Origin of the sequence: Thermogemmatispora sp. (assembly GCF_019683635.1) — a bacterium.
Lineage (GTDB): Bacteria > Chloroflexota > Ktedonobacteria > Ktedonobacterales > Ktedonobacteraceae > Thermogemmatispora.
Window position 1 is genome coordinate 1 of record NZ_JADGIA010000108.1, and the last position, 17,615, is coordinate 17,615.

A 17,615-nucleotide genomic window follows, 5' to 3' on the forward strand; every position below is an offset into this window, starting at 1 on the left:
CTCAACGTCGTGGGCTTCCCGCTCTGCACTCTGAGCGCACTCCTGGAGGCAGGCGGCTTCACTCTGCCAGCGCCAGCGCAGTCTTGGCCAGGCGGCTTCACTCTGCCAGCGCCAGCGCAGCCTTGGCCAGGCGGCTTCACTCTGCCAGCGTCAGCGCAGTCTTGGCCAAGCGGCTTCTGCCCCTGGTCAGAGCACTGCCTGCCGTCAGCGAGGAAGAGTATGATATAATTTGCGACGAAGTAATACACAACACACGCTCTTTTCAAGGAAGGTAAAGAGCCGGACGCGGGTTTGCAATGGGAATCCAGGTGCAACAGCTTATCTACTCGATCCTGACTCTCCTCATTGCGGGAGCAGCGGGCTTTTTTTTACGTCGCTGGCTGGTTGGGCGCCTGCGCCAGACTGTGCTGGATGACTGGCTAGTCGAGACCCTGGGCGTGATGGTCATTTTGCTGCTGCTTGCTCTTGGGATAGTGGTGGTTATTAGCATCTGGAGCATTAGCAATTTGCAGCAGCTGTGGCATAGCTTCGCCGGCAATCTGGCCATCGAGAAGCTGGTCAACTATATGGGCGATGTCTGGACCGCCATTCTGAGCGCCTTCATCCTGGTGCTTGGCATCGGTGTCGGACGTACGGTGAGCAAGATCACCATCCGTAACCTGGCGGAGAACCGCATCGACATTAACATGCGGACGCTGATCGGGCGCATGCTGAGTTTTGTGGTGCTGGGCATCGCCATCTTCTGGATTCTCGCCCTCTGGCACCTCTCGATCGAGACGCCCCTGGCGATTTTGGGCACCATCACGGTGGCCTTTACTTTTGCAATCCAGGATATTCTCAAGGATCTTGTGGCGGGCTTCTACATTCTGATCGAGCGCCCTTTCCACATTGGAGATGAGATCAGCATCGAGGGAGGAACCGCTGGTACCCTGACCGGGCGCGTCGAAGACGTGCAGCTGCGCGCGACGAAGGTGCGTCTGGTCAGTGGCGAGGAAGTGACAATTCCAAATACACGGATTTTTAGTACCACTGTTATCAACAATACTTTTTATGGCGAACGCCGCGTGACTCTGACGATGACGCTGCCCCAGGAGCAGTATGATCGCGAGCAGACGCCCGCGCGGATTCTGAGCATCCTGCGCGAAATTGATGAAATTATCCCCAAACCGGAGCCGGTGGCTACCATTAGTGGCTATACGCGCGAGGCAGTGACCCTGACGGTGCGCTTCTGGATCGTCCACGGCCAGAGCGGCGTCATCGCTGACGCCCTGCACGCTCTGCGCAATGCCTTCGCTGAGGCCGAGCTGACGATCAAGGAGTCCGCCGGAGCCATTTAGCACTCAGCCGGGTGGACGCGCCGCCTACAATTGTTGCTGAGAGGAGTTGTTTTCGCCTATGGGTATGGGAGAGATGCAAGCTGTGAGGCGCATCGGCCTGCTGGGAGGAACCTTTGATCCGATTCACTACGGGCATCTGGTGATTGCCGAGGAGGTGCGGGCGACGCTGGCACTCAGCGAGGTGGTGTTTATCCCTGCTGGCCAGCCACCCCATAAGCCGGGCCGCCCGGTCACTCCGGCGCAGCATCGCCTCGCTATGCTGCAACTGGCCATCGCGTCGAATCCCGCTTTCTCTCTCAGCAAGATCGAGATCGAGCGACCAGGTCCCTCCTATACGGTGGATACGCTGCGCTTGCTGCGCGAGCGCTGGGGATCAGAGGTCTATCTGGCCTTCATCCTGGGCGCCGATAGCCTGGCTGAGTTCACCAGTTGGTATAACGCTGCCGGCGTTCTGGCGCAGCTTGACTGCTTAGTGGCAGTAGGCCGCCCTGGTTATCGCCCACCCCAGGAGCTGGTCAGCGCCCTGGACGAGCGCCTGCCAGGCATCTGCGAGCGGCTCCGCGTGGTCAACGCGCCCTATCTCTCCATCTCGGCAAGCGATCTGCGTCGGCGCGTGGCGGAGGGACGCCCAATCAAATATCAAACACCAGAGAGTGTCGAGGCGTATATTGCACAGCACCAGCTCTATCGTGAGCCGGTGCCACGAGAACCAGCAGAGGGGGGAAGGTCCAGCTATGTCCAGGATGCCCATGCATCTTGAGCTTGGGGACCGCTTGCGCCTGCGTAAGCCGCATCCGTGCGGCGGGTCGACCTGGCAGGTAGTGCGCCTGGGCGCCGATATCGGCCTGCGCTGCGAGACGTGTGGACGGCGCGTGCTGTTGCCTCGCTCAGAGGTGGAGCGGCGCACCAAGGAACGGTTGCCACCTGTGACTCCGCCGGATGACGATCCACAGGCGCCTTCGACGTTCCAGCCCTGATCGACAGAGCAAGGGCCAGTACACACACGAACAGGAAGAGGCAGGCGAGGGGGAAAGGCTCCAGTCCAGGCCGCACCCTAAGCTGGAGCCACCGCCAATTGGGTCCCCAGCTGGTCATGGCTCTGTGCCTGGTCGTGATTGCTGCTCTGCGTTCACTTCGAAGCTAGCACATTTGGGAGAGATGCTATGGATGTTGCCAGGTCCAAGCAAGGAGGAGGCTTCAAGACACTTCTCAGGAAGAAGAACTTTGTCTACCTCTGGCTCGCTCAGTTGATCTCGATGACCATCCTCAACGCCTCCAATTACGCCATCATGGTCCTTGTTGAGGAGGTCACGGGGTCGACGACGCTGGTGGGCGTGGCGATTATCAGCTTCAGTTTGCCCGCTTTGCTCTTCAGCGCCCCCGCTGGCGTCTTTGTCGATCGCTTGGACAAACGGCTGATTCTGTGGGGCAGTAACTGCTTGCGCGCTATTGCAAGCTTCGGCTTCGTGATCTCTCTGCTGATCGATGCCAGACAGCTCATCCCCGCCTACTTGCTGACCTTCCTGATTTCGAGTATCGGCCAGTTCTTTACGCCAGCCGAGAGTTCGACGATCCCTCTGCTGGTCGATGAGGATGAGCTGATGCCCGCCCTGGCGCTTTTCAATATCACGTTTATGACATCGATGGCTCTGGGGATGATTATTTTCGCCCCGCTGGTGCTGAGCCTGCTCCCCACCTTCCAGCTCTTTTCTCTGACAGTGCAGCCGGTGGAGACACTCTATTTCTTGATCGGGCTGCTCTATCTGGTCTGTGCGGGCCTGATCCTGCTGATCCCTCCCCGCGCTTTCGAGCAGCATGCTCCGCGTCGCCCTGCTGCTTCCGGCGAGGACCTGGCTACACAGTCGCTGAGCCTATTCGGCAATATCGGCAGCGAAATGCGCCAGGGCTGGCTCTTTATTCGTCAGAATAAGCCGCTGCTGCTGGCGGTGGTGCAGCTATCATTCGCCGGTATCTTGCTGGCTCTGGTGGCTGAGCTGGCTACGGCTCTGGTGACGCGGCTCTTCCTGCTGCCTGCCGATACTCTGGCCTTTGTCTTTGCTCCCGCCGGTATCGGTCTGGTGCTGGGGTCGCTCTTCATGCCACGCATTACACGCCGCCTGGGCATTTCTCGCTCGATTTTATTAGGCTGCCTGGGCTTCGCCCTGATCATTCTGCTCTTGCCACTCTTGACGGTCATTGCCCGCAGCCTGCAGCCGGTGGGTTGGAACACCCACCCGCTCTTCCTGTGCAGCGCCGCTCTGATTATGTTTCTGGGGGGCATTGCCCTGGATTGTATTAATATCCCCGCTCAGACACGCGTCCAGGAGGAGACCCCTGAGTGGATTAAGGGCCGTGTGCTGGCACTGCAGTTGATGCTCTATAACGCCGGGACAATCCCGGTGATCCTGCTGACAGGCGCGGCTGCCGATCTGCTCGGTATCGACCGCGTAATCTATTTGTTGTCCCTGGCTATCCTGCTCTTCGCTCTCTGGGGCTTCTTCTATGAGCGCCGCCATCCTCCTGCCGTTTGCTTGCAGGAGGAGCCAGAGGAAGAATATGGGCACGAGGAGTTTGAGACGGAAGCCGATGAGATAAGTCGCTGATTCCTGAAGAACGTGACCCTATTGACGCTCGTCCACATCCTTCTCTACAATAGAGATAAGATGAGTGGCCGTCGCGCTGTCGACCGTCGCTGAGGCTATGCTCATGGACCCTGCCCTGACTGCTCAGATCAAGCCCTATGAACCCTGGCTGTTGATTAGCGGAGTTTTTGTGCTCTTTATCCTGCTCCGCCTGACCTGCCGTGCTCTGCGCCATCGCGTCGATCGCATCGGCTACCGTTTGTTCGGCGAGCGGGGCCTGTTGATCTGGTTCTGGATGAACGCCCCCGGCGTCATCTTGCATGAACTCTGCCATGCCTGCGTGGTCTTGCTCTTCCGTCCTTTCGGCTTCCGCATCACCAAGATCACGCTTTTCCGCATCAAACCACTGGTGCAAGGAAGACCGTACGGTATGCTGCAGCGCGGTATGCCCCAGGCTCTGCAGCTGGGTGAGGTGCAATATGTGCGTCCGCCCGGGCGCCTGGTCAGTCATATCGGCGACGGCTTGAGCGCCGTCGCCCCTCTAATCGGGGGGATCGGGGCGATCATCTTCCTCTACTGGGTGGCTACCGGCTACAATATCTGGGAGGTGCGTCTGCAGCTGATCCGGCCAGGCTGGCCCTGGTGGACACTCCTCTTCGCTCCTTACTTAATCTTGACTATTACTGCCGAGCTTTGGCCCAGCTCCCAGGACTGGCGCGGCGCTCGCTGGCTCTTGACGGGCCTCCTGCTCCTGGCCGGGATTGCGCTGGCGGTGCTCTGGTACACGCATCTGCTCGTCTTCAATGAGGCTCTCTTGCAGGGAGTGGCCTCGGTGGCTCTCCACATCGATTTTGCCTTGCTGGCCCTGCTGATCCTCGATCTGGCTATCTTTATTGTGGCCGATCTCCTCAACCGGCTGTTGTGATCATCCCTCCTCTTGCTCGACGCCGAGGCCTCCGCTCCGAAGACCGCAAGGTCGTTACCACAAGGAGCTGCCCCAGCTTCCTCTCTCTATCCCCCTGGACTGACTCCGCTGTGGCAGATGGCTGCCAATGTTACCATTCAAACTTTTCGCCGAGAAAGGCGCGACTATAGTGCAACAGCACCGGGCTGCCATGAGGACAGACGGCTGGGGCTGCGGTCTGAGCCAGGCGATGTAAGAGATCTTGTTGTTCGCCCTGGCTCAAGGTACGTCCTCGGCGCAGGGCTGAGCGGCAGGCCAACCCAATCAGCAGGTGATCTTTCCAGTCTTCGCTATCTTCAAGAGCGATCTCCACCAGCTCGCGCAGATGGGCCGCCAGTTGCTCGCTATCGCCGACCCCTTCGGGAACGGAACGCACAAGGAAGCTGCGCCCTCCGAAGTGCTCGCAGTCCAGGCCCAGGCTGGCCAGAATCGGCAGGCGCTGCTCCAGCAGCTCCGCCTGCCAGCCCTTCAACTCCAGCACCACCGGCTCAAGCAGGAGGTGCGCCGCCTGGTTCTCTGCTCCCTCGTTGTCAGCGCCGGCGCTCCGGCTGCGCAGATACTCATAGAGGATGCGCTCATGAGCACGGTGCTGGTCGATGAGATAGAGGCTCCCATCAGGGGCTTCGGCCAGAATGACCGCTTGCTGCAACTGGGCCAGAGGACGCAGAGCCGCCAGCACCTCGGCAGGTGTCGGAAGACTGCCTTCGCTGCGATAGCGCTCTCCTGCCTCCAGGACGCGCAGACCGCGCCGACGCGGTCCCGGCAAGCGCGGCTGATAGACGCTGGCCGGGCCTGGCCAGGTGCTTTCGGCGGGCAGCGCTGGGCTGCGTTCGAGTACCGCTCGAACGCTTCGGGTGAGCAGCGTGGCCAGCTCGCGCTCACGCCTCAGACGGACCTCTGTTTTGGCCGGGTGGACATTGGCATCGACCTCCTGGGCTGGCAACTGCAGATGAAGAACCAGCAAGGGATGGCGTCCTTTGGCCAGGAGCGGGCGATAGCCGGCTTCCAGGGCCTCTTGCAGAGCGCGCACCTGTACGGGCCGTCCATTGATGAAGAGCATCACATGCTGTCGATTGGGTTGGGCCAGGACACGGTTGCCTACGTAGCCAAAGACCTTGATGCCTGCCTCATCTTCCACTTCGATGGGGATGAGTAGCTCAGCGAGCGGCAGGCGATAGAGTTCGGCCAGAGCAGTAGCCAGGTCGCCACTGCCACTGGTTTGTAGCAGGGATTGCTCTTCGATGCTCAGGTTAAAGCGCACGGTAGGATAGCCGGCAGCGTAGCGATAGAGGAGCTGCAGGATCTGGCCGGCCTCGCTACGGGCGCTACGCATGAATTTAAGACGCGCTGGCACATTATAGAAGAGTTCGCGTACGGTGACGGTTGTGCCGTGCGGACGCGCTCGATGGCCGCGCTGGACGAGTTCCCCACCGCGCACGGTAATCCAGGCCGCCGGCTCCTCCTGGCCACGTTCCTCGCTCTCGATGGGCCGACTGAGCAAAGTCAGCTCGGAGACCGCTGCGATACTGGCCAGCGCCTCCCCCCGAAAGCCCAGGGTGTGTAGATGCTCTAAATCTTCGACTCGCACGATTTTACTGGTAGAGTGACGCGCACAGGCCCGTTCCAGGTCTTCTTCAGGAATCCCCTGGCCATCGTCGCTGACGCGAATGAGGCGCAGGCCCCCGTCACGGATCTCAACGCGGATCTCATGGGCGCCGGCGTCAAGGGCATTCTCCACCAGCTCTTTGACTACTGAGGCGGGGCGCTCGATGACCTCGCCAGCGGCAATACGTTCTGCTACCTCCGTTGGCAACTGCCGAATGGGCAGGCGCGGAGGGAGCGATATAGGCGCAGATATAGTCTGGTGATTCAGATCTGACATGAATGGGTCTGGACGACTCATAGAGCCTTTCTCTGTTTCTGTCGCTGGCGTTGGATCAGAAAGAGTAGATTGAGAGCATCCAGTGGGGTGATAGCGCAGATATCGATGTGATCAAGCAGGGCCTCATCCGCCCCCTGACGCTCAAGAAGAGCTGCCAAACGCCGTCCCTCTTCGCTCTGCCAGGCATAGGAGAGTGCTATTCCACCACTCTCCTCAGCGACTCTGACGCTCTGCTCTCCTTGACTACGCCCCACCCCTGCCCGATGGCCATTGATAGCAGAGACAGAGGCAGGTGACTCAGCAGCCGGGGCAACGGGCAACGCGCCGGTCACCAGAGCTACGCCGGCCACCTGGCCTGGGGCATGCTGACCAACCTCCAGCGCCTTCAGCACCTCCTGGGCGCGGCGAATAATGCTCGGCGGCATGCCCGCCAAACGTGCCACATGGACGCCGTAGCTGCGTCCGATGCAGCCGGGGGTCACGCGATGCAGGAAAACGATCTCGCCATCCTCGTCCTCGCTGATCGCCATCGTGTAGACGCGCAGATGGGGCAACTCATTAGCCATCGCTGCCAGCTCGTGATAGTGGGTTGCGAAGAGCGTACGCGCTCCAATTACCGAATGCAGATGCTCAACCACAGCGCGGGCGATGGCCAGGCCATCATAGGTACTGGTACCGCGTCCGATCTCGTCGAGCACAATCAGGCTATGACGCGTCGCGTGGTGCAGAATGGCCGCCGTTTCTTCCATCTCCAGCATGAAGGTGCTCTTGCCGGAGGCGATATCGTCCTCAGCTCCTACGCGTGTGAAGATGCGATCGACCAGGCCGATGCGCGCGCTCCTGGCGGGAACAAAGCTGCCGATCTGGGCCAGCAAGGTAATAAGGGCGACCTGCCGCAGGTAGGTCGACTTGCCAGCCATATTCGGCCCGGTCAGTAACAGGATGCGCTCGCCCTCATCGCCATCCAGATGGGTGTCGTTGGGGATAAAGACATCGCCATCCAGGCTACGCTCAACCACGGGATGACGCCCGCCGACAATGTCGAGCACATGCCCCTGCTCCAGGACCGGCCTTACGTAGCCGTAGTGAGCAGCCACCTCGGCCAGGCTCAGCAGGGCATCGATGCGCGCCACTGCCGAGGCCGTGGTCATGATCTGACCGTAGGAAAGGCTCAACTGACGCAGCACGTCGGCATAGATGCTGCGCTCAAGTTCTTCAATGCGCTCCTCGGCATTAAGAATGCGCGCCTCATGCTCTTTCAGCTCGGGCGTGATATAGCGCTCCGCGTTTGTCAGGGTCTGGCGACGCTCATAATCGGGAGGGACCAGATGGCGATTGGCCTTACTGACCTCGATATAGTAGCCAAAGACTTTGTTGTAGCCAACTTTGAGCGACTTGATGCCAGTGCGTTCGCGTTCGAGCGGCTCCAGACGGGCCATCCAGAGGCGCGAGTCACGGATCGAGGCGATCAAGGCATCCAGCTCAGGATGAAAGCCCGCGCGGATCAGTCGCCCGTGCTCGGCGCCATCGTCCGCCTGCCCTTCGGAGACCAGGGCCCGAGCGATGAGATCGCGCACCTGGGGGCAATCATCCAACTCTGCGGCAATCTCTTGCAGCAGTGGAGCCTGACAGCCCTGCAACAGCTCGCGCAGACGGGGAATAATCTCCAGATAATTGCGCAATCCCTGCACCTCGCGCAGGGTGGCCGTCCCCTGCCGCACCCGTCCGGCGCAGCGCTCCAGATCGCCCAGGCTCTGCAGGCAGGTGGCGATGCGACTGCGCAAGGCGGGACTCTCATATAGCTCTTCGACGCTCTCCAGGCGCGCGTTCAGCAAGGTCAGATCGAGCAGTGGCTGCGTCACCATGCGGCGCAGATAGCGCGCGCCCATCGGCGTCAGCGTTCGATCGAGCACTCCCAACAGGCTCCCCTGCGTCGTACCGCTGCGTGAGCCTTGCAGAATATCGAGGTTACGCTGGGTGTGTGCATCCAGCACCATATAGCTGGTCGTCTGGTAGGAATGGAGGCCCGTCAAGAGCGAGAGGAGGGCCGTATTCATTTTCTCCAGATAGGCGATAATGGCCCCAGCAGCGGCAATGGCCTGGGGAGCGCTGGCACAGCCATAGGCATCGAGCGACTGCACTCCGAAATGACGGCAGAGCCGCGCGCGAGCCGCATCGACATCGAAGAAATGGGGCGGGCAAGGAGTAATGGTTACAGTCTGCGAAGGAAAGCGGTAGGCATCCCGACTTGCCCCTTCTATAAGCAGGCATTCGGAGGGAGCCAGGCGCTGCAGCTCGGCCTCCAAGGCCGCTGGTAGCTCAGCGGGCGTAAACCAGGTCACGCTGAACTCACCTGTGCTCACATCGACCGCCGCCAGCCCGGTCTGCTGACGCGAGGAAGCAATGGCCACCAGATAATTATTCTGCCGCGCTGGCAAGAGATTTGGCTCGGAGAGCGTGCCTGCTGTCAGAATGCGCGTCACAGCGCGATCGACTACCCCATGACCCACCTCGCCGACCTGATCACAGATCGCCACCTTATAGCCCCGCTGAATCAACTTGCCCACATAGTTTTCGAGCGCATGCAGCGGGATGCCGGCCAGCGGTACCCGCTCCTCGCCATAGCTGCGCGCCGTCAGAACGATCTGCAGCTCACGGGCAGTGATACGCGCATCCTCATCGAAGGTCTCGTAGAAGTCGCCAACCTGATAGAGCAAAATCGCATCGGGATACTGGCTCTTGATCTGCAGATACTGGCGCCGTGCGGGAGTAACCTTCACCGCTTTCTTCTCCTCCTGCCAAGCCATAGCAGATCTCGACTGAACGCCTGTACTGTGACGACTCCCGACGGCTCAAGCCGTGGGCTTCTCGGGTTCCCAGCCTTGTCGTCCCAAGGCCAAAATATTCCTGGCAGCATTCACGTCGCGATCCAGAACAATCCCGCAGCACGGGCAGGCAAAGACTCGCTCTTCGAGCGGCATGGCCTGTCTGTGTCCACAGGCACTACAGGTCTGGCTGGTGTAGGCCGGGTTCACCTTTACAAGCTGCCGGCCAGCCTCTTCCGCTTTGCTCGACAGCTTTGCAAGGAACTCCGACCAAGCCGCGTCTTGAATGCTTTTTGCAAGATGAGGGTGGTGCACCATCCGGCTGACCACCAGGTCCTCGACGCAGATGAAACCGTATCGATCAACAATGCGCCGACTTTGCTGGTGTGTAAAGTTGTCTCTTCGGAAACGAATCCGCTCGTGTATCCGCGCTACTATCTTTTTCCTTCGGGGCCGCTCAGGATCATCTTTTCCCAGGCGCGAGAGTCTGCGCTGAGCTTTCGCAAGTGCCTTCTCTTCCCGCCTGAAGAAGGCCGGTGTTTCGATGGTTTTACCGTCAGACAGTGCAGCAAAGTGCTTGAGTCCCAAATCTATTCCAACTGCATGTGGATGAGGTGGCAAGCGTTTAGGCTCACACTCACATGAGAAACTTGCATACCACTTGCCCGTTGCTGATCGAAAAACCGTACAGGTCTTGAGCTTCCCACGCAGAGGCCGATGCAATACAATCTTGATATGGCCTATCTTGGATAGGACCAGCTTGCCATCCCGGATGGTGCAACCTTTAGGTACCTGCGGATAAGTCAGGCTCTTGTACCTCCCCTGGCCTTTGAACCTGGGATAGCCTGGCTTTTCGCCAGCCTTCACCCTACGGAAAAATGCCTGGAAAGCCAAGTCCAGTCTGACGACTACCTGTTGAAGCACTTGGGCGTTAACGTGTTCTAATGACGGGCGCTCGCGTTTCAGGATAGGAAGCTGCTTGATTTGATCAAAGCATGATATGCCTTGACCAGTCTGCTCATAGAGCTTTCTACGCTGTTCTAGCAGGTGGTTATAAAGCCAGCGACACTCTTCCAGGGCTTCTGAGAGCAGCCGCTCTTGCCTCTTTGTTGGGTAGATCCGATACCGAAACGTTTTCAGCATACCACTATGGAAGCTAACCCTATCTGTCTGTCAAGCGTGATGCTTGCTGGCCCCCTGGTCGAGGGCCAGCACCGATGCGAAAAAGGAAATCGTCGATTCATCTAGAAGCTTCCCTTATGAGGATTATCCTGCAGATCCTGGAACCATTCCCCTGGATCACCCTCCAGGCAAAGATCTGCCAGATTTCGGGCAGTTTCTGATTGTAACCCGTCTCTACATATCTTTGCCCATTCCATTCCTTTTGAGTACCCTTGAGAATAGTATTCTCTTGCTTGCAGCAAACACTCTAATAAATCTGCTTCTCTCGCCAATTGGGCCTCTTGCGAAGTCTGTTGTCTATATTCTCTCATAAGGTCGAGAATGTTCCTGGAAAGCGGTTCAGGAAGTTGGTCCGTTTGCTCGCAGAGCGCTGTTTCTTCAGCTTCCTTAACGTCGTGCAGATAGCGACGAGCTACCCAGGGGAGGTCGCTAATCCTCGTCTCCGCCACGTCGTGAAAGAGGCACATGGTGGCGGTCTTGTATGCATCGACACCGTCTAGAGTGGCAAGGATATAGCCAATGATTGCTGCTCGAAAACAGTGCTCCGCGACTGTCTCTGGATCTTTCACGCCTAGGCGCCACCATCCTGAGCGCTTCAAGAGTTTGAGATACCCCACCTCATGGAGGTAGCAGACAAGTTGTTCTTTGTTCATTTAGCCCCCCAGTCCCAGGCTACTGGAAATTCATGCTCAACAGCGAACCAGCTAGCGAGCAGGATCATATAGCTGATATGTGTCAGCGTCTGTTTATCTTGAGTCCAGCATCCACGATAGATGGTAAGAACAGGCTCATTCGTGAGCAATCGCAGCAGCTTCTGTTCCTCCGGGGATGCATTTCTCGCCAGGTATCGATCCCTCTCCCAGCCAATGGTTATTCCATGGACCTCCTTTATCCTCTTCAGTACATCTAGAGATGGATTTTTTTCCATTTCCGAGAGTATTGTTCCTTTAACCAGATCTAATGGATAATAGGTGCTCCAGAAACATATTGGTGCCTTATTGCTAACGATAGTCATGCGGGACCTTTGGACAAATTGCTGATCAGGGTCGATCTGAAACGTTCTGGCTATCTCCTCCGGCAGAGACGAGCGCTTCACGGCATAGGTGCGAGTTTCTGCCTGGAAGCCGAGCGAGCGCAAGTAGATTGTCCAATCGCCCAGGATGCCAGAGAGCAGAATAGGTTCTCTTTGGAAAGGTTGGCCTGTGCGAAGTGCCTCAACCTCGGACTTTTTGTAGTAATTGGGTTTTACTTTTCCATCAAAGTGATAGCACCGGAGCCAGGGGTGAATGCGATCATAAAAGAGTTTCTTTGAAGCTGGCCAAGTCTTTAGAACCTCTGCCGTGGTGAGAAATTCTTCGCCATTGACAATCCTCGGCATTTTGTTCCCTCGCTTAGTAGTAGCTCTTTCTATAGTACCTCAAAGAACCGCTGGGTGTCAAATCCTCACCTTTTAGTCCCCTTTATGATACTAAAGGTAACCTATGAAGAATACTAGTTGACTTTGGGAAACTAATATGATACAATTAAGCGCAGTCAGGTTCATGTAGGGCGACCTAGGACAGACATAGCTACTTCGGCGAAATGACTCTAATGGTCGCCTTTGGAGGATCTGCGGTCACGACGGCATACTATGCTAGTCCCAAGGGGTGGGCTAGTTTGTCTCAAGAATAGCCTTATGCCTATTTGAGCACCTTGAAAAACGGATCGCGTTAAGTGTATGACCAGGGAGCCAGACGCCTGGACGACAAGTGGTCATGGGAGAGGAAAGGCTGGCGAGTTGGAGGAGGAGGTCTGGCAGTGGAAGAGGTGCTGACTCGCTCGGAGGCGTACGGCATAGCCCTGGGCGTTGGGATACACTGCTTCTGGGGACCGTGCTCTCTTTGGCCTGTTGGCTCGCAGAAGGAGAGAGCCGATCGGATGCCATTTGGTTCTCCATCGTGGTGACAGCTTCTCCCAGCTTCTCCTGTCTTCTGAAGGTACAGGCTGGTTTCTCCTCTGTCTTGTTCCTTCTCTTTTGGCGTTGTTCCTATCGATAGGTGTTGTGAGTCATGTGCTCCGATCCAAGGAGGTTCCCTGGTGTCGCCTCTGTCTCGCCCCCGGCACCGGCGCTCCCGTCGGGGTCGGGGACATTCCTCTTCCCCGTGGGCATGCCCCTACGCGACCCTGGTGGCACAGGCTCGCCGCCTGTGTGGGCACACGGTGCTCGTCCCTTCTCCCGTTGGTCTTCATCCTGATGGCACTCCGGCCTTCCGTTGGGTCCAGGGGGTCGTGACCTCCGTCGCTGACGACGGGAGTGTTTGCGTGATGTTCTTCGAGCCGGGCCGGCGCCGCAAACAGCATTTTGGCGTCTCGTTTGCCTTGCAGCAGTTTCGGGTGCTCTCTTTCTAGCTCCGCCGGCCACGCTTCGGTCTGGTTCGCCGAGCTGGCTGGTCAGGTTTTCGGCTGCTTTCTGCGTGTACCCTTCTCTCTGTCTTCTTGCTGTCTGTCTTTCTATTCTGATGAAGGAGGTGTGGTATGTCCGTGTCTTCCTTCTGGGCCGAGGCCCCGTGGTACATCCGCTGGCGTGGACGGGAGTGGCCTCTGACTGAGCTGGAGGAACCCCTACGACTGTGTGGACGTGACCCGGTGATCCTGCAGGAACCCGCTGCCTTGTTCAGTCCTGACGTGCAGAACGAGTTCCTTCGCGGCACGTTTCGGCATGTTGTCTCGGTTGCGGCGGCTGCCCTGGGGGCTGACGATGCCCTGCTCTTCTTCCACCCCCACCATACCAAGGAAGACTGGCAACTCGCGGGACGACTCCGCTACGATCTGACGGGACAGCGTGGGCCGCATGCGTTGCTGCTGGCCCAGCGACGTGCCTGGACACTGTTGGATCGCCATTGGCCTCTGCCGGAGCGAGAACAGCTGATCATTGCTTTCCTGCATGGCTTCGCACGGCGGTTCCTGGAGGACCAGCACATCCCTCCCCAGTACTGCCCGTTGCTGGTTCCCCAGGGGGTGTTCCTGGAGGTGGTGCCCGTACGTTCAGGGGAAACTCCTCCCGCTCACCCGGAACAGGAACCGCAGGTGCCGGGGAAGGAAGCGTCCTCGGGTTCCACCGGCTGGTTGCTGCTGCAGCCCTGGGAACGCCCGCCCTATGCGGTGTGTTCCCCAGCCCCTGCGCCTGCGTCTGTTCAGATTGATGAGATCCGGTTGAACCGCCCGTATCCCTGGTGGTGAGACCAACCCGCTAGCGAGGTGTTCCTGGGGTTCGTCGTCTCACTCCCCTGCCCTGCCAGGCCCCAGGCGCACCTCGCACTCCTCCATTCGCACGCACGCTTGGAAAGGGGTGTTCCCTCGTGATCCCTGCGTCTGCGGCTCCTCTGCCTGACCTGCACTGGCCCCTTGCCTGCCGCTGGATCGGCCCGGCAGAGGAGCCAGAGGACGCTGTTGCCTCTCTTGTTCACTTCCGCGCTGTTGGATGTTCAGTTACACGCTCGATTGCCATAGGAAAGATGGAGGCTTCCTTGTGATGGCCCCTACACGTACTTCCCGGCCTTCTCCTTCGGCCATTCCTCCCCGAGCCAGCCGTCTGCGGCCCCCTGCCACGGTCTCCGAGACCGTGGAGGAGTCCACCATTCCCGACGCTTCAGGCCCCATTCACCGTCTCGCGCCCCGGCCCCGGCTCGGACGCCTGCAAGCGCTGCTCAGTCTGAGCGGTGGCATGGTGCTGGCATTGCTCTGGCTGTGCTGGCTCGGTCCTGCCGTCAGCTCCTGGCAGGACCAGTACACCTATGGAACCGCCCGGGTCAGCGAGTTGGACCTCCAGGATCATGGACGGCTCCTTCATCTGCTGGCTCAGGACTGGCACGGCACCATTCTCGTGATCGCGGTGACTGCCCCGGCCTCCGGCTCGGGGCAGGATACCCCTGGCATTCACCTGTGTACCTTCCCGGGCGTGCTCTCGGAGCCTGCTGGCAGTCCCCCACGAGTGGTGACACTGCAGCTCCAGTCACCGCCGGGGCAGGCCCATCCCGTGATCCTGGTTCAGGTGGAGGGCGTTCCCTTCCGCCTGGTCTGTCATCTGTCAACCGCTGCTGGCCCTTCCAGGTCCACAGCCGCGCTGCCTCTCTCTCCCAGGAGGACCAGTCATGCCTGAGTCATCAGACCTCCCTCTGACGGCTTTCCCCGAGGAGCCGCCTGCTCCTGATGCTCCCTGGCTCCAGTGGCTGGCCTGGCTCTCCTGGGCCAGCCACCGGGTCGGGGCCTACGAGTCAGCCCTCTCGCTGGCGGATCTGGATCGCCTGACCCGTGGACTGAGACAGCTCTGTTTGCAGCTGGAGGCTGAGGCGGCGCAAGCGCAAGGCGGACTCCAGGAGACGACTGCTGGTGCTGCGATGGCAGCCGCTCTGCACCGACAGCATGTGCTCACGGAAGCCAGCCAGCAATGCGACGAAGCCCGCCTGTTGGTGGGAACGCTGGCCCAGCGGATCAGAGGAGAGCAGGCTGAGGGGCTGCCGCTCTTGCGACGAATTGGGGTTGGCACTCCAGACCGTCTGCGGCAGCAAGTGCGGTCGCAGCTCCAGCTGCTCCAGGCAACGCTGGACCGCCTAGGAGAGCCACGAGGTGGTCCAGCTCTGGTCAGTCTCCCGAAAGGAGGAGCGTGCCGATGAACGCCTTCGAAGCCAGCCGGGTCCCAGGAGGAACCTGGCTGCTTTCACACCGTGCTGATGGACTCAAAGCGGCAGCCATTGCCCGCACAGAGCCAGATGGACCAGAGCGGGCGCTGCTGATCCTGGAGGATCTCACGACAGCAGAGGTCACCCGGCTCTGCCAGCTTCTAGACCTGCCGCCGCTGCTCAGGTGGCGGACGGCCAGTCCCGAGGAGACCCGCGTGTTCTTCTCCCAGGAGACCCCTCCAGGGCATGGGGCCATCTGAGTCCCTTCACGACACCTTGCCGGGTCCCCGGACTGGGACGATGTGCTCGTTCCAGCTCGGGGACCCCTGAACTGATCTGGCCAGCGACGGCCAGGAAAGGAGACGTTGCTATGTGGCGCCGCATCTTTCCTCTTCGCAGCCCTGCCCAGCACCCTGAACGCCAGTTACGCCGGCTGGAGCGGCAGATTGCCCGTTACCAGGCCCTGCAACTGCTCTTAGAGGAGCAGATCCAGCACCTCTGTGCGGAACATCTGGCGCTTCAGGTCGAGATGAAGACTCGGCCCCACGTGCCACCATCCGACGTTGGTCCTTCTCAACCGTTGCCTCGACTGCCCTCATCAGCAGAAGGAGGATGACATGCCGCCTTTCGGTCATCATCATGCTCCGCCTCCTCACATCCGGCCCCGCCGGCTCCGACCAGCGAGAACCACTCTGGCAGTGAGCAGCTACCTGGCGGACCTGGAAGCCTTCCCGCCCTCGGTGCCGGCTTCCCATCCACCCGAGGCCCGCAGGGATTGGCCACCGGGAGCCTCGACGCAGGACCGGGAAGCACTCATCAACAGCCATCTCCGCCTGGTGGTCAGTGTGGCTCGCACCTATGCCCCGCTGCTTCGCGACAGCCACCCCTCCCTGGAGCTGGCTGATCTGATCCAGGAAGGCAACCTGGGGCTGCTAGAAGCGGCCAAACGATTTGACCCGACTCGTGGGGTTCGCTTCAGCACGTACGCCACCTGGTGGATCAGGCAGGCCATCAGGCGGGCCATTCAGGCCGCTGATCTCATCCGGTTGCCGGCGCATGTCCAGCAACGCCTCCACGCGCGAACCGGGCGATTTCAGCAGCAAGGGAGTTCGCTCCCACGAACCGTCTCGCTCGACGCGCTGACGCAGACGGATCACCAACTGGTGGCGGTGATCCCGGATCAGACCGTTCCTGATCCTTCAGCAGGTGATCCCGACGAGACCGAGCAGCAGCGCTGGCTGGCCCAGGCAGTGCGCAGGGTGTTGACCCCCAAACAGCGCCTCGTCATGGAAGCCTTACTAGGCTGGGGAGATCGCTGGCGTCCCGCGACACAGGCAGAAGTCGCGCGAGAGCTGGGTCTCTGTCGAGGCCGCATCTTGCAGATCAAACAGGCAGCTGTGGCACGATTGCAAGCAGCCTGGCAGCGAGAGTGTCACCAACAGCAGGCCGGCACTGACCGTGCCCGACGCCAGCGATCCACTCGTCGTGGACCTGGCGGGACTGCAGGGGCGGAAGCCACGCGGTTCGAGTGGCCAAAGCAGCGGAAACAGGACTGAGCCGCTGAGCGGGGAGCGCGAACCGTTTCCGCTCCCCGCCTCGCCTGGTCCCACCTGCGGGCCTTGAGCAAGCGGAACAATGGTGCTCCTCACAGACGGACATCAGGCAGGCACAACATGAGAGACACTCTCCCCTACCAGGAGGAGGAAGATCAGATGACTTCTTGCTCAACAGACCAAGCTGCCCCAGGGAGAACCCCAAAAAGATCGGGCGTCATCGGTCAAGTCCGACGAGATCCAGAACTGGTCTACAGCAGCCGGGGACGCCCCTGTGTGCAGGTCAGCCTGGACCTGGAGCACAGTGACAGACCACTGCCGGGGAGACAGCAGCCGGGCCGGAGGCTGACGGTCACGGCCTGGGAACAGCTGGCCCTGGAACTCGCTCAGAAAGCCCGCAAGGGCAGCAGGATCGCTGTGGAGGGACGGATCACGTGTCCCTTCATGGACGAGTCGAGCACTTTCCTGCTCATGACCGCTGAGGCAATCGCGTTCCTGAGTGACGCTTCCGCTCCCTCGGCGAGCAGTCGGACTGTCAAAACCCGGTAGCCCGAATGCGGAGTGGTCGGCACCTGGGCAGAGCAAAGGCAACGCGGTCGCAGCGAGCACTTGCAGCAAAGCAGTAGGGAGGC

At 59.8% G+C, this 17,615-nt stretch carries 18 protein-coding genes and 1 pseudogene; 13 read left to right on the top strand and 6 right to left on the bottom strand.

The features are described from left to right. Positions 1 to 308: 308 nt before the first annotated feature. The 5 genes from IRZ31_RS12855 (at position 309) to IRZ31_RS12875 (ending at position 4,844) form a co-directional block, all read left to right on the top strand. A complete protein-coding gene (locus IRZ31_RS12855) occupies positions 309 to 1,337 on the top strand; it encodes a mechanosensitive ion channel domain-containing protein (protein ID WP_297154268.1) in 1,029 nt (342 codons plus the stop codon). A gap of 58 nt (positions 1,338 to 1,395) precedes the next feature. Continuing rightward, positions 1,396 to 2,097, top strand: coding sequence for a nicotinate-nucleotide adenylyltransferase (nadD, locus tag IRZ31_RS12860; protein WP_297154270.1), 702 nt, complete (start codon positions 1,396 to 1,398; stop codon positions 2,095 to 2,097). Next, positions 2,081 to 2,314, top strand: a complete 234-nt coding sequence (locus IRZ31_RS12865; protein WP_363325666.1) for a DUF951 domain-containing protein — start codon at positions 2,081 to 2,083, stop codon at positions 2,312 to 2,314. Before nadD ends, IRZ31_RS12865 begins: the two co-directional genes overlap by 17 nt. Before the next feature lie 186 nt (positions 2,315 to 2,500). Beyond that, a complete protein-coding gene (locus IRZ31_RS12870; protein ID WP_297154274.1) occupies positions 2,501 to 3,940 on the top strand; it encodes an MFS transporter in 1,440 nt (479 codons plus the stop codon). 64 nt (positions 3,941 to 4,004) lie between these two features. Continuing rightward, entirely contained in the window at positions 4,005 to 4,844 is an 840-nt protein-coding gene (locus tag IRZ31_RS12875) for a hypothetical protein (RefSeq protein WP_297154276.1), read from the top strand. A gap of 130 nt (positions 4,845 to 4,974) precedes the next feature. Here the strand turns inward: IRZ31_RS12875 and mutL are convergent, their stop codons facing one another. From mutL to IRZ31_RS12900, 5 genes are all read right to left on the bottom strand, one after another. After that, entirely contained in the window at positions 4,975 to 6,786 is a 1,812-nt protein-coding gene (gene mutL, locus IRZ31_RS12880) for a DNA mismatch repair endonuclease MutL (RefSeq protein WP_297154278.1), read from the bottom strand. Beyond that, positions 6,783 to 9,545, bottom strand: a complete 2,763-nt coding sequence (gene mutS / locus IRZ31_RS12885; RefSeq protein WP_297154280.1) for a DNA mismatch repair protein MutS — start codon at positions 9,543 to 9,545, stop codon at positions 6,783 to 6,785. Before mutS ends, mutL begins: the two co-directional genes overlap by 4 nt. 72 nt (positions 9,546 to 9,617) lie before the next feature. Next, positions 9,618 to 10,733: a transposase gene (locus IRZ31_RS12890; RefSeq protein ID WP_297154282.1), complete on the bottom strand. Its 1,116-nt coding sequence runs from the start codon at positions 10,731 to 10,733 to the stop codon at positions 9,618 to 9,620. Between the two features lie 101 nt (positions 10,734 to 10,834). Beyond that, positions 10,835 to 11,425 carry an HD family hydrolase gene (locus tag IRZ31_RS12895; RefSeq protein WP_297154284.1) on the bottom strand — a complete coding sequence of 197 codons (591 nt, stop codon included), beginning with the start codon at positions 11,423 to 11,425 and terminating at the stop codon, positions 10,835 to 10,837. After that, positions 11,422 to 12,150 (bottom strand): UTRA domain-containing protein, encoded by a 729-nt coding sequence (locus IRZ31_RS12900; RefSeq protein ID WP_297154286.1) that lies wholly within the window; start codon positions 12,148 to 12,150, stop codon positions 11,422 to 11,424. The genes IRZ31_RS12895 and IRZ31_RS12900 overlap by 4 nt, the downstream gene beginning before the upstream one ends. A gap of 698 nt (positions 12,151 to 12,848) precedes the next feature. Between IRZ31_RS12900 and IRZ31_RS12905 the strand changes: the two genes are divergently transcribed. The 8 genes and pseudogenes from IRZ31_RS12905 to IRZ31_RS21390 form a co-directional block, all read left to right on the top strand. After that, the gene (locus IRZ31_RS12905; protein WP_297154288.1) at positions 12,849 to 13,160 is read left to right on the top strand and encodes a hypothetical protein; all 312 of its coding nucleotides are present in this window, start codon (positions 12,849 to 12,851) and stop codon (positions 13,158 to 13,160) included. Between the two features lie 126 nt (positions 13,161 to 13,286). Continuing rightward, complete coding sequence (locus IRZ31_RS12910; RefSeq protein WP_297154290.1) at positions 13,287 to 13,991, top strand: hypothetical protein; 705 nt, start codon at positions 13,287 to 13,289, stop codon at positions 13,989 to 13,991. A gap of 292 nt (positions 13,992 to 14,283) precedes the next feature. Beyond that, on the top strand, positions 14,284 to 14,910 hold the full coding sequence (locus IRZ31_RS12915; RefSeq protein ID WP_297154291.1) for a hypothetical protein: 627 nt from the start codon (positions 14,284 to 14,286) through the stop codon (positions 14,908 to 14,910). Then, complete coding sequence (locus IRZ31_RS12920; RefSeq protein WP_297154293.1) at positions 14,903 to 15,424, top strand: hypothetical protein; 522 nt, start codon at positions 14,903 to 14,905, stop codon at positions 15,422 to 15,424. Before IRZ31_RS12915 ends, IRZ31_RS12920 begins: the two co-directional genes overlap by 8 nt. After that, positions 15,421 to 15,690: a hypothetical protein gene (locus IRZ31_RS12925; RefSeq protein WP_297154295.1), complete on the top strand. Its 270-nt coding sequence runs from the start codon at positions 15,421 to 15,423 to the stop codon at positions 15,688 to 15,690. The genes IRZ31_RS12920 and IRZ31_RS12925 overlap by 4 nt, the downstream gene beginning before the upstream one ends. 110 nt (positions 15,691 to 15,800) lie before the next feature. Continuing rightward, positions 15,801 to 16,046, top strand: coding sequence for a hypothetical protein (locus tag IRZ31_RS12930; RefSeq protein WP_297154297.1), 246 nt, complete (start codon positions 15,801 to 15,803; stop codon positions 16,044 to 16,046). 1 nt (position 16,047) lies between these two features. Then, positions 16,048 to 16,986 carry a sigma-70 family RNA polymerase sigma factor gene (locus IRZ31_RS12935; RefSeq protein WP_297154299.1) on the top strand — a complete coding sequence of 313 codons (939 nt, stop codon included), beginning with the start codon at positions 16,048 to 16,050 and terminating at the stop codon, positions 16,984 to 16,986. 156 nt (positions 16,987 to 17,142) lie between these two features. Beyond that, positions 17,143 to 17,358, top strand: a pseudogene (locus IRZ31_RS21390) (hypothetical protein); the annotation flags it as partial. A gap of 11 nt (positions 17,359 to 17,369) precedes the next feature. Here IRZ31_RS21390 and IRZ31_RS12940 read toward each other — a convergent pair. Further along, positions 17,370 to 17,615 (bottom strand): hypothetical protein (locus IRZ31_RS12940; protein ID WP_297154301.1); only part of this gene is annotated, 246 nt, incomplete at its 5' end.

Bases quoted from the DNA above. Each gene is read 5' to 3' on its own strand.
- nadD (WP_297154270.1), top strand. From the start codon at position 1,396: ATGGGTATGGGAGAGATGCAAGCTGTGAGGCGCATCGGCCTGCTGGGA.
- IRZ31_RS12865 (WP_363325666.1), top strand. From the start codon at position 2,081: ATGCCCATGCATCTTGAGCTTGGGGACCGCTTGCGCCTGCGTAAGCCG.
- IRZ31_RS12870 (WP_297154274.1), top strand. From the start codon at position 2,501: ATGGATGTTGCCAGGTCCAAGCAAGGAGGAGGCTTCAAGACACTTCTC.
- mutL (WP_297154278.1), bottom strand. From the start codon at position 6,786: ATGAGTCGTCCAGACCCATTCATGTCAGATCTGAATCACCAGACTATA.
- IRZ31_RS12890 (WP_297154282.1), bottom strand. From the start codon at position 10,733: ATGCTGAAAACGTTTCGGTATCGGATCTACCCAACAAAGAGGCAAGAG.
- IRZ31_RS12895 (WP_297154284.1), bottom strand. From the start codon at position 11,425: ATGAACAAAGAACAACTTGTCTGCTACCTCCATGAGGTGGGGTATCTC.
- IRZ31_RS12900 (WP_297154286.1), bottom strand. From the start codon at position 12,150: ATGCCGAGGATTGTCAATGGCGAAGAATTTCTCACCACGGCAGAGGTT.
- IRZ31_RS12910 (WP_297154290.1), top strand. From the start codon at position 13,287: ATGTCCGTGTCTTCCTTCTGGGCCGAGGCCCCGTGGTACATCCGCTGG.
- IRZ31_RS12915 (WP_297154291.1), top strand. From the start codon at position 14,284: ATGGCCCCTACACGTACTTCCCGGCCTTCTCCTTCGGCCATTCCTCCC.
- IRZ31_RS12920 (WP_297154293.1), top strand. From the start codon at position 14,903: ATGCCTGAGTCATCAGACCTCCCTCTGACGGCTTTCCCCGAGGAGCCG.
- IRZ31_RS12925 (WP_297154295.1), top strand. From the start codon at position 15,421: ATGAACGCCTTCGAAGCCAGCCGGGTCCCAGGAGGAACCTGGCTGCTT.
- IRZ31_RS12930 (WP_297154297.1), top strand. From the start codon at position 15,801: ATGTGGCGCCGCATCTTTCCTCTTCGCAGCCCTGCCCAGCACCCTGAA.
- IRZ31_RS12935 (WP_297154299.1), top strand. From the start codon at position 16,048: ATGCCGCCTTTCGGTCATCATCATGCTCCGCCTCCTCACATCCGGCCC.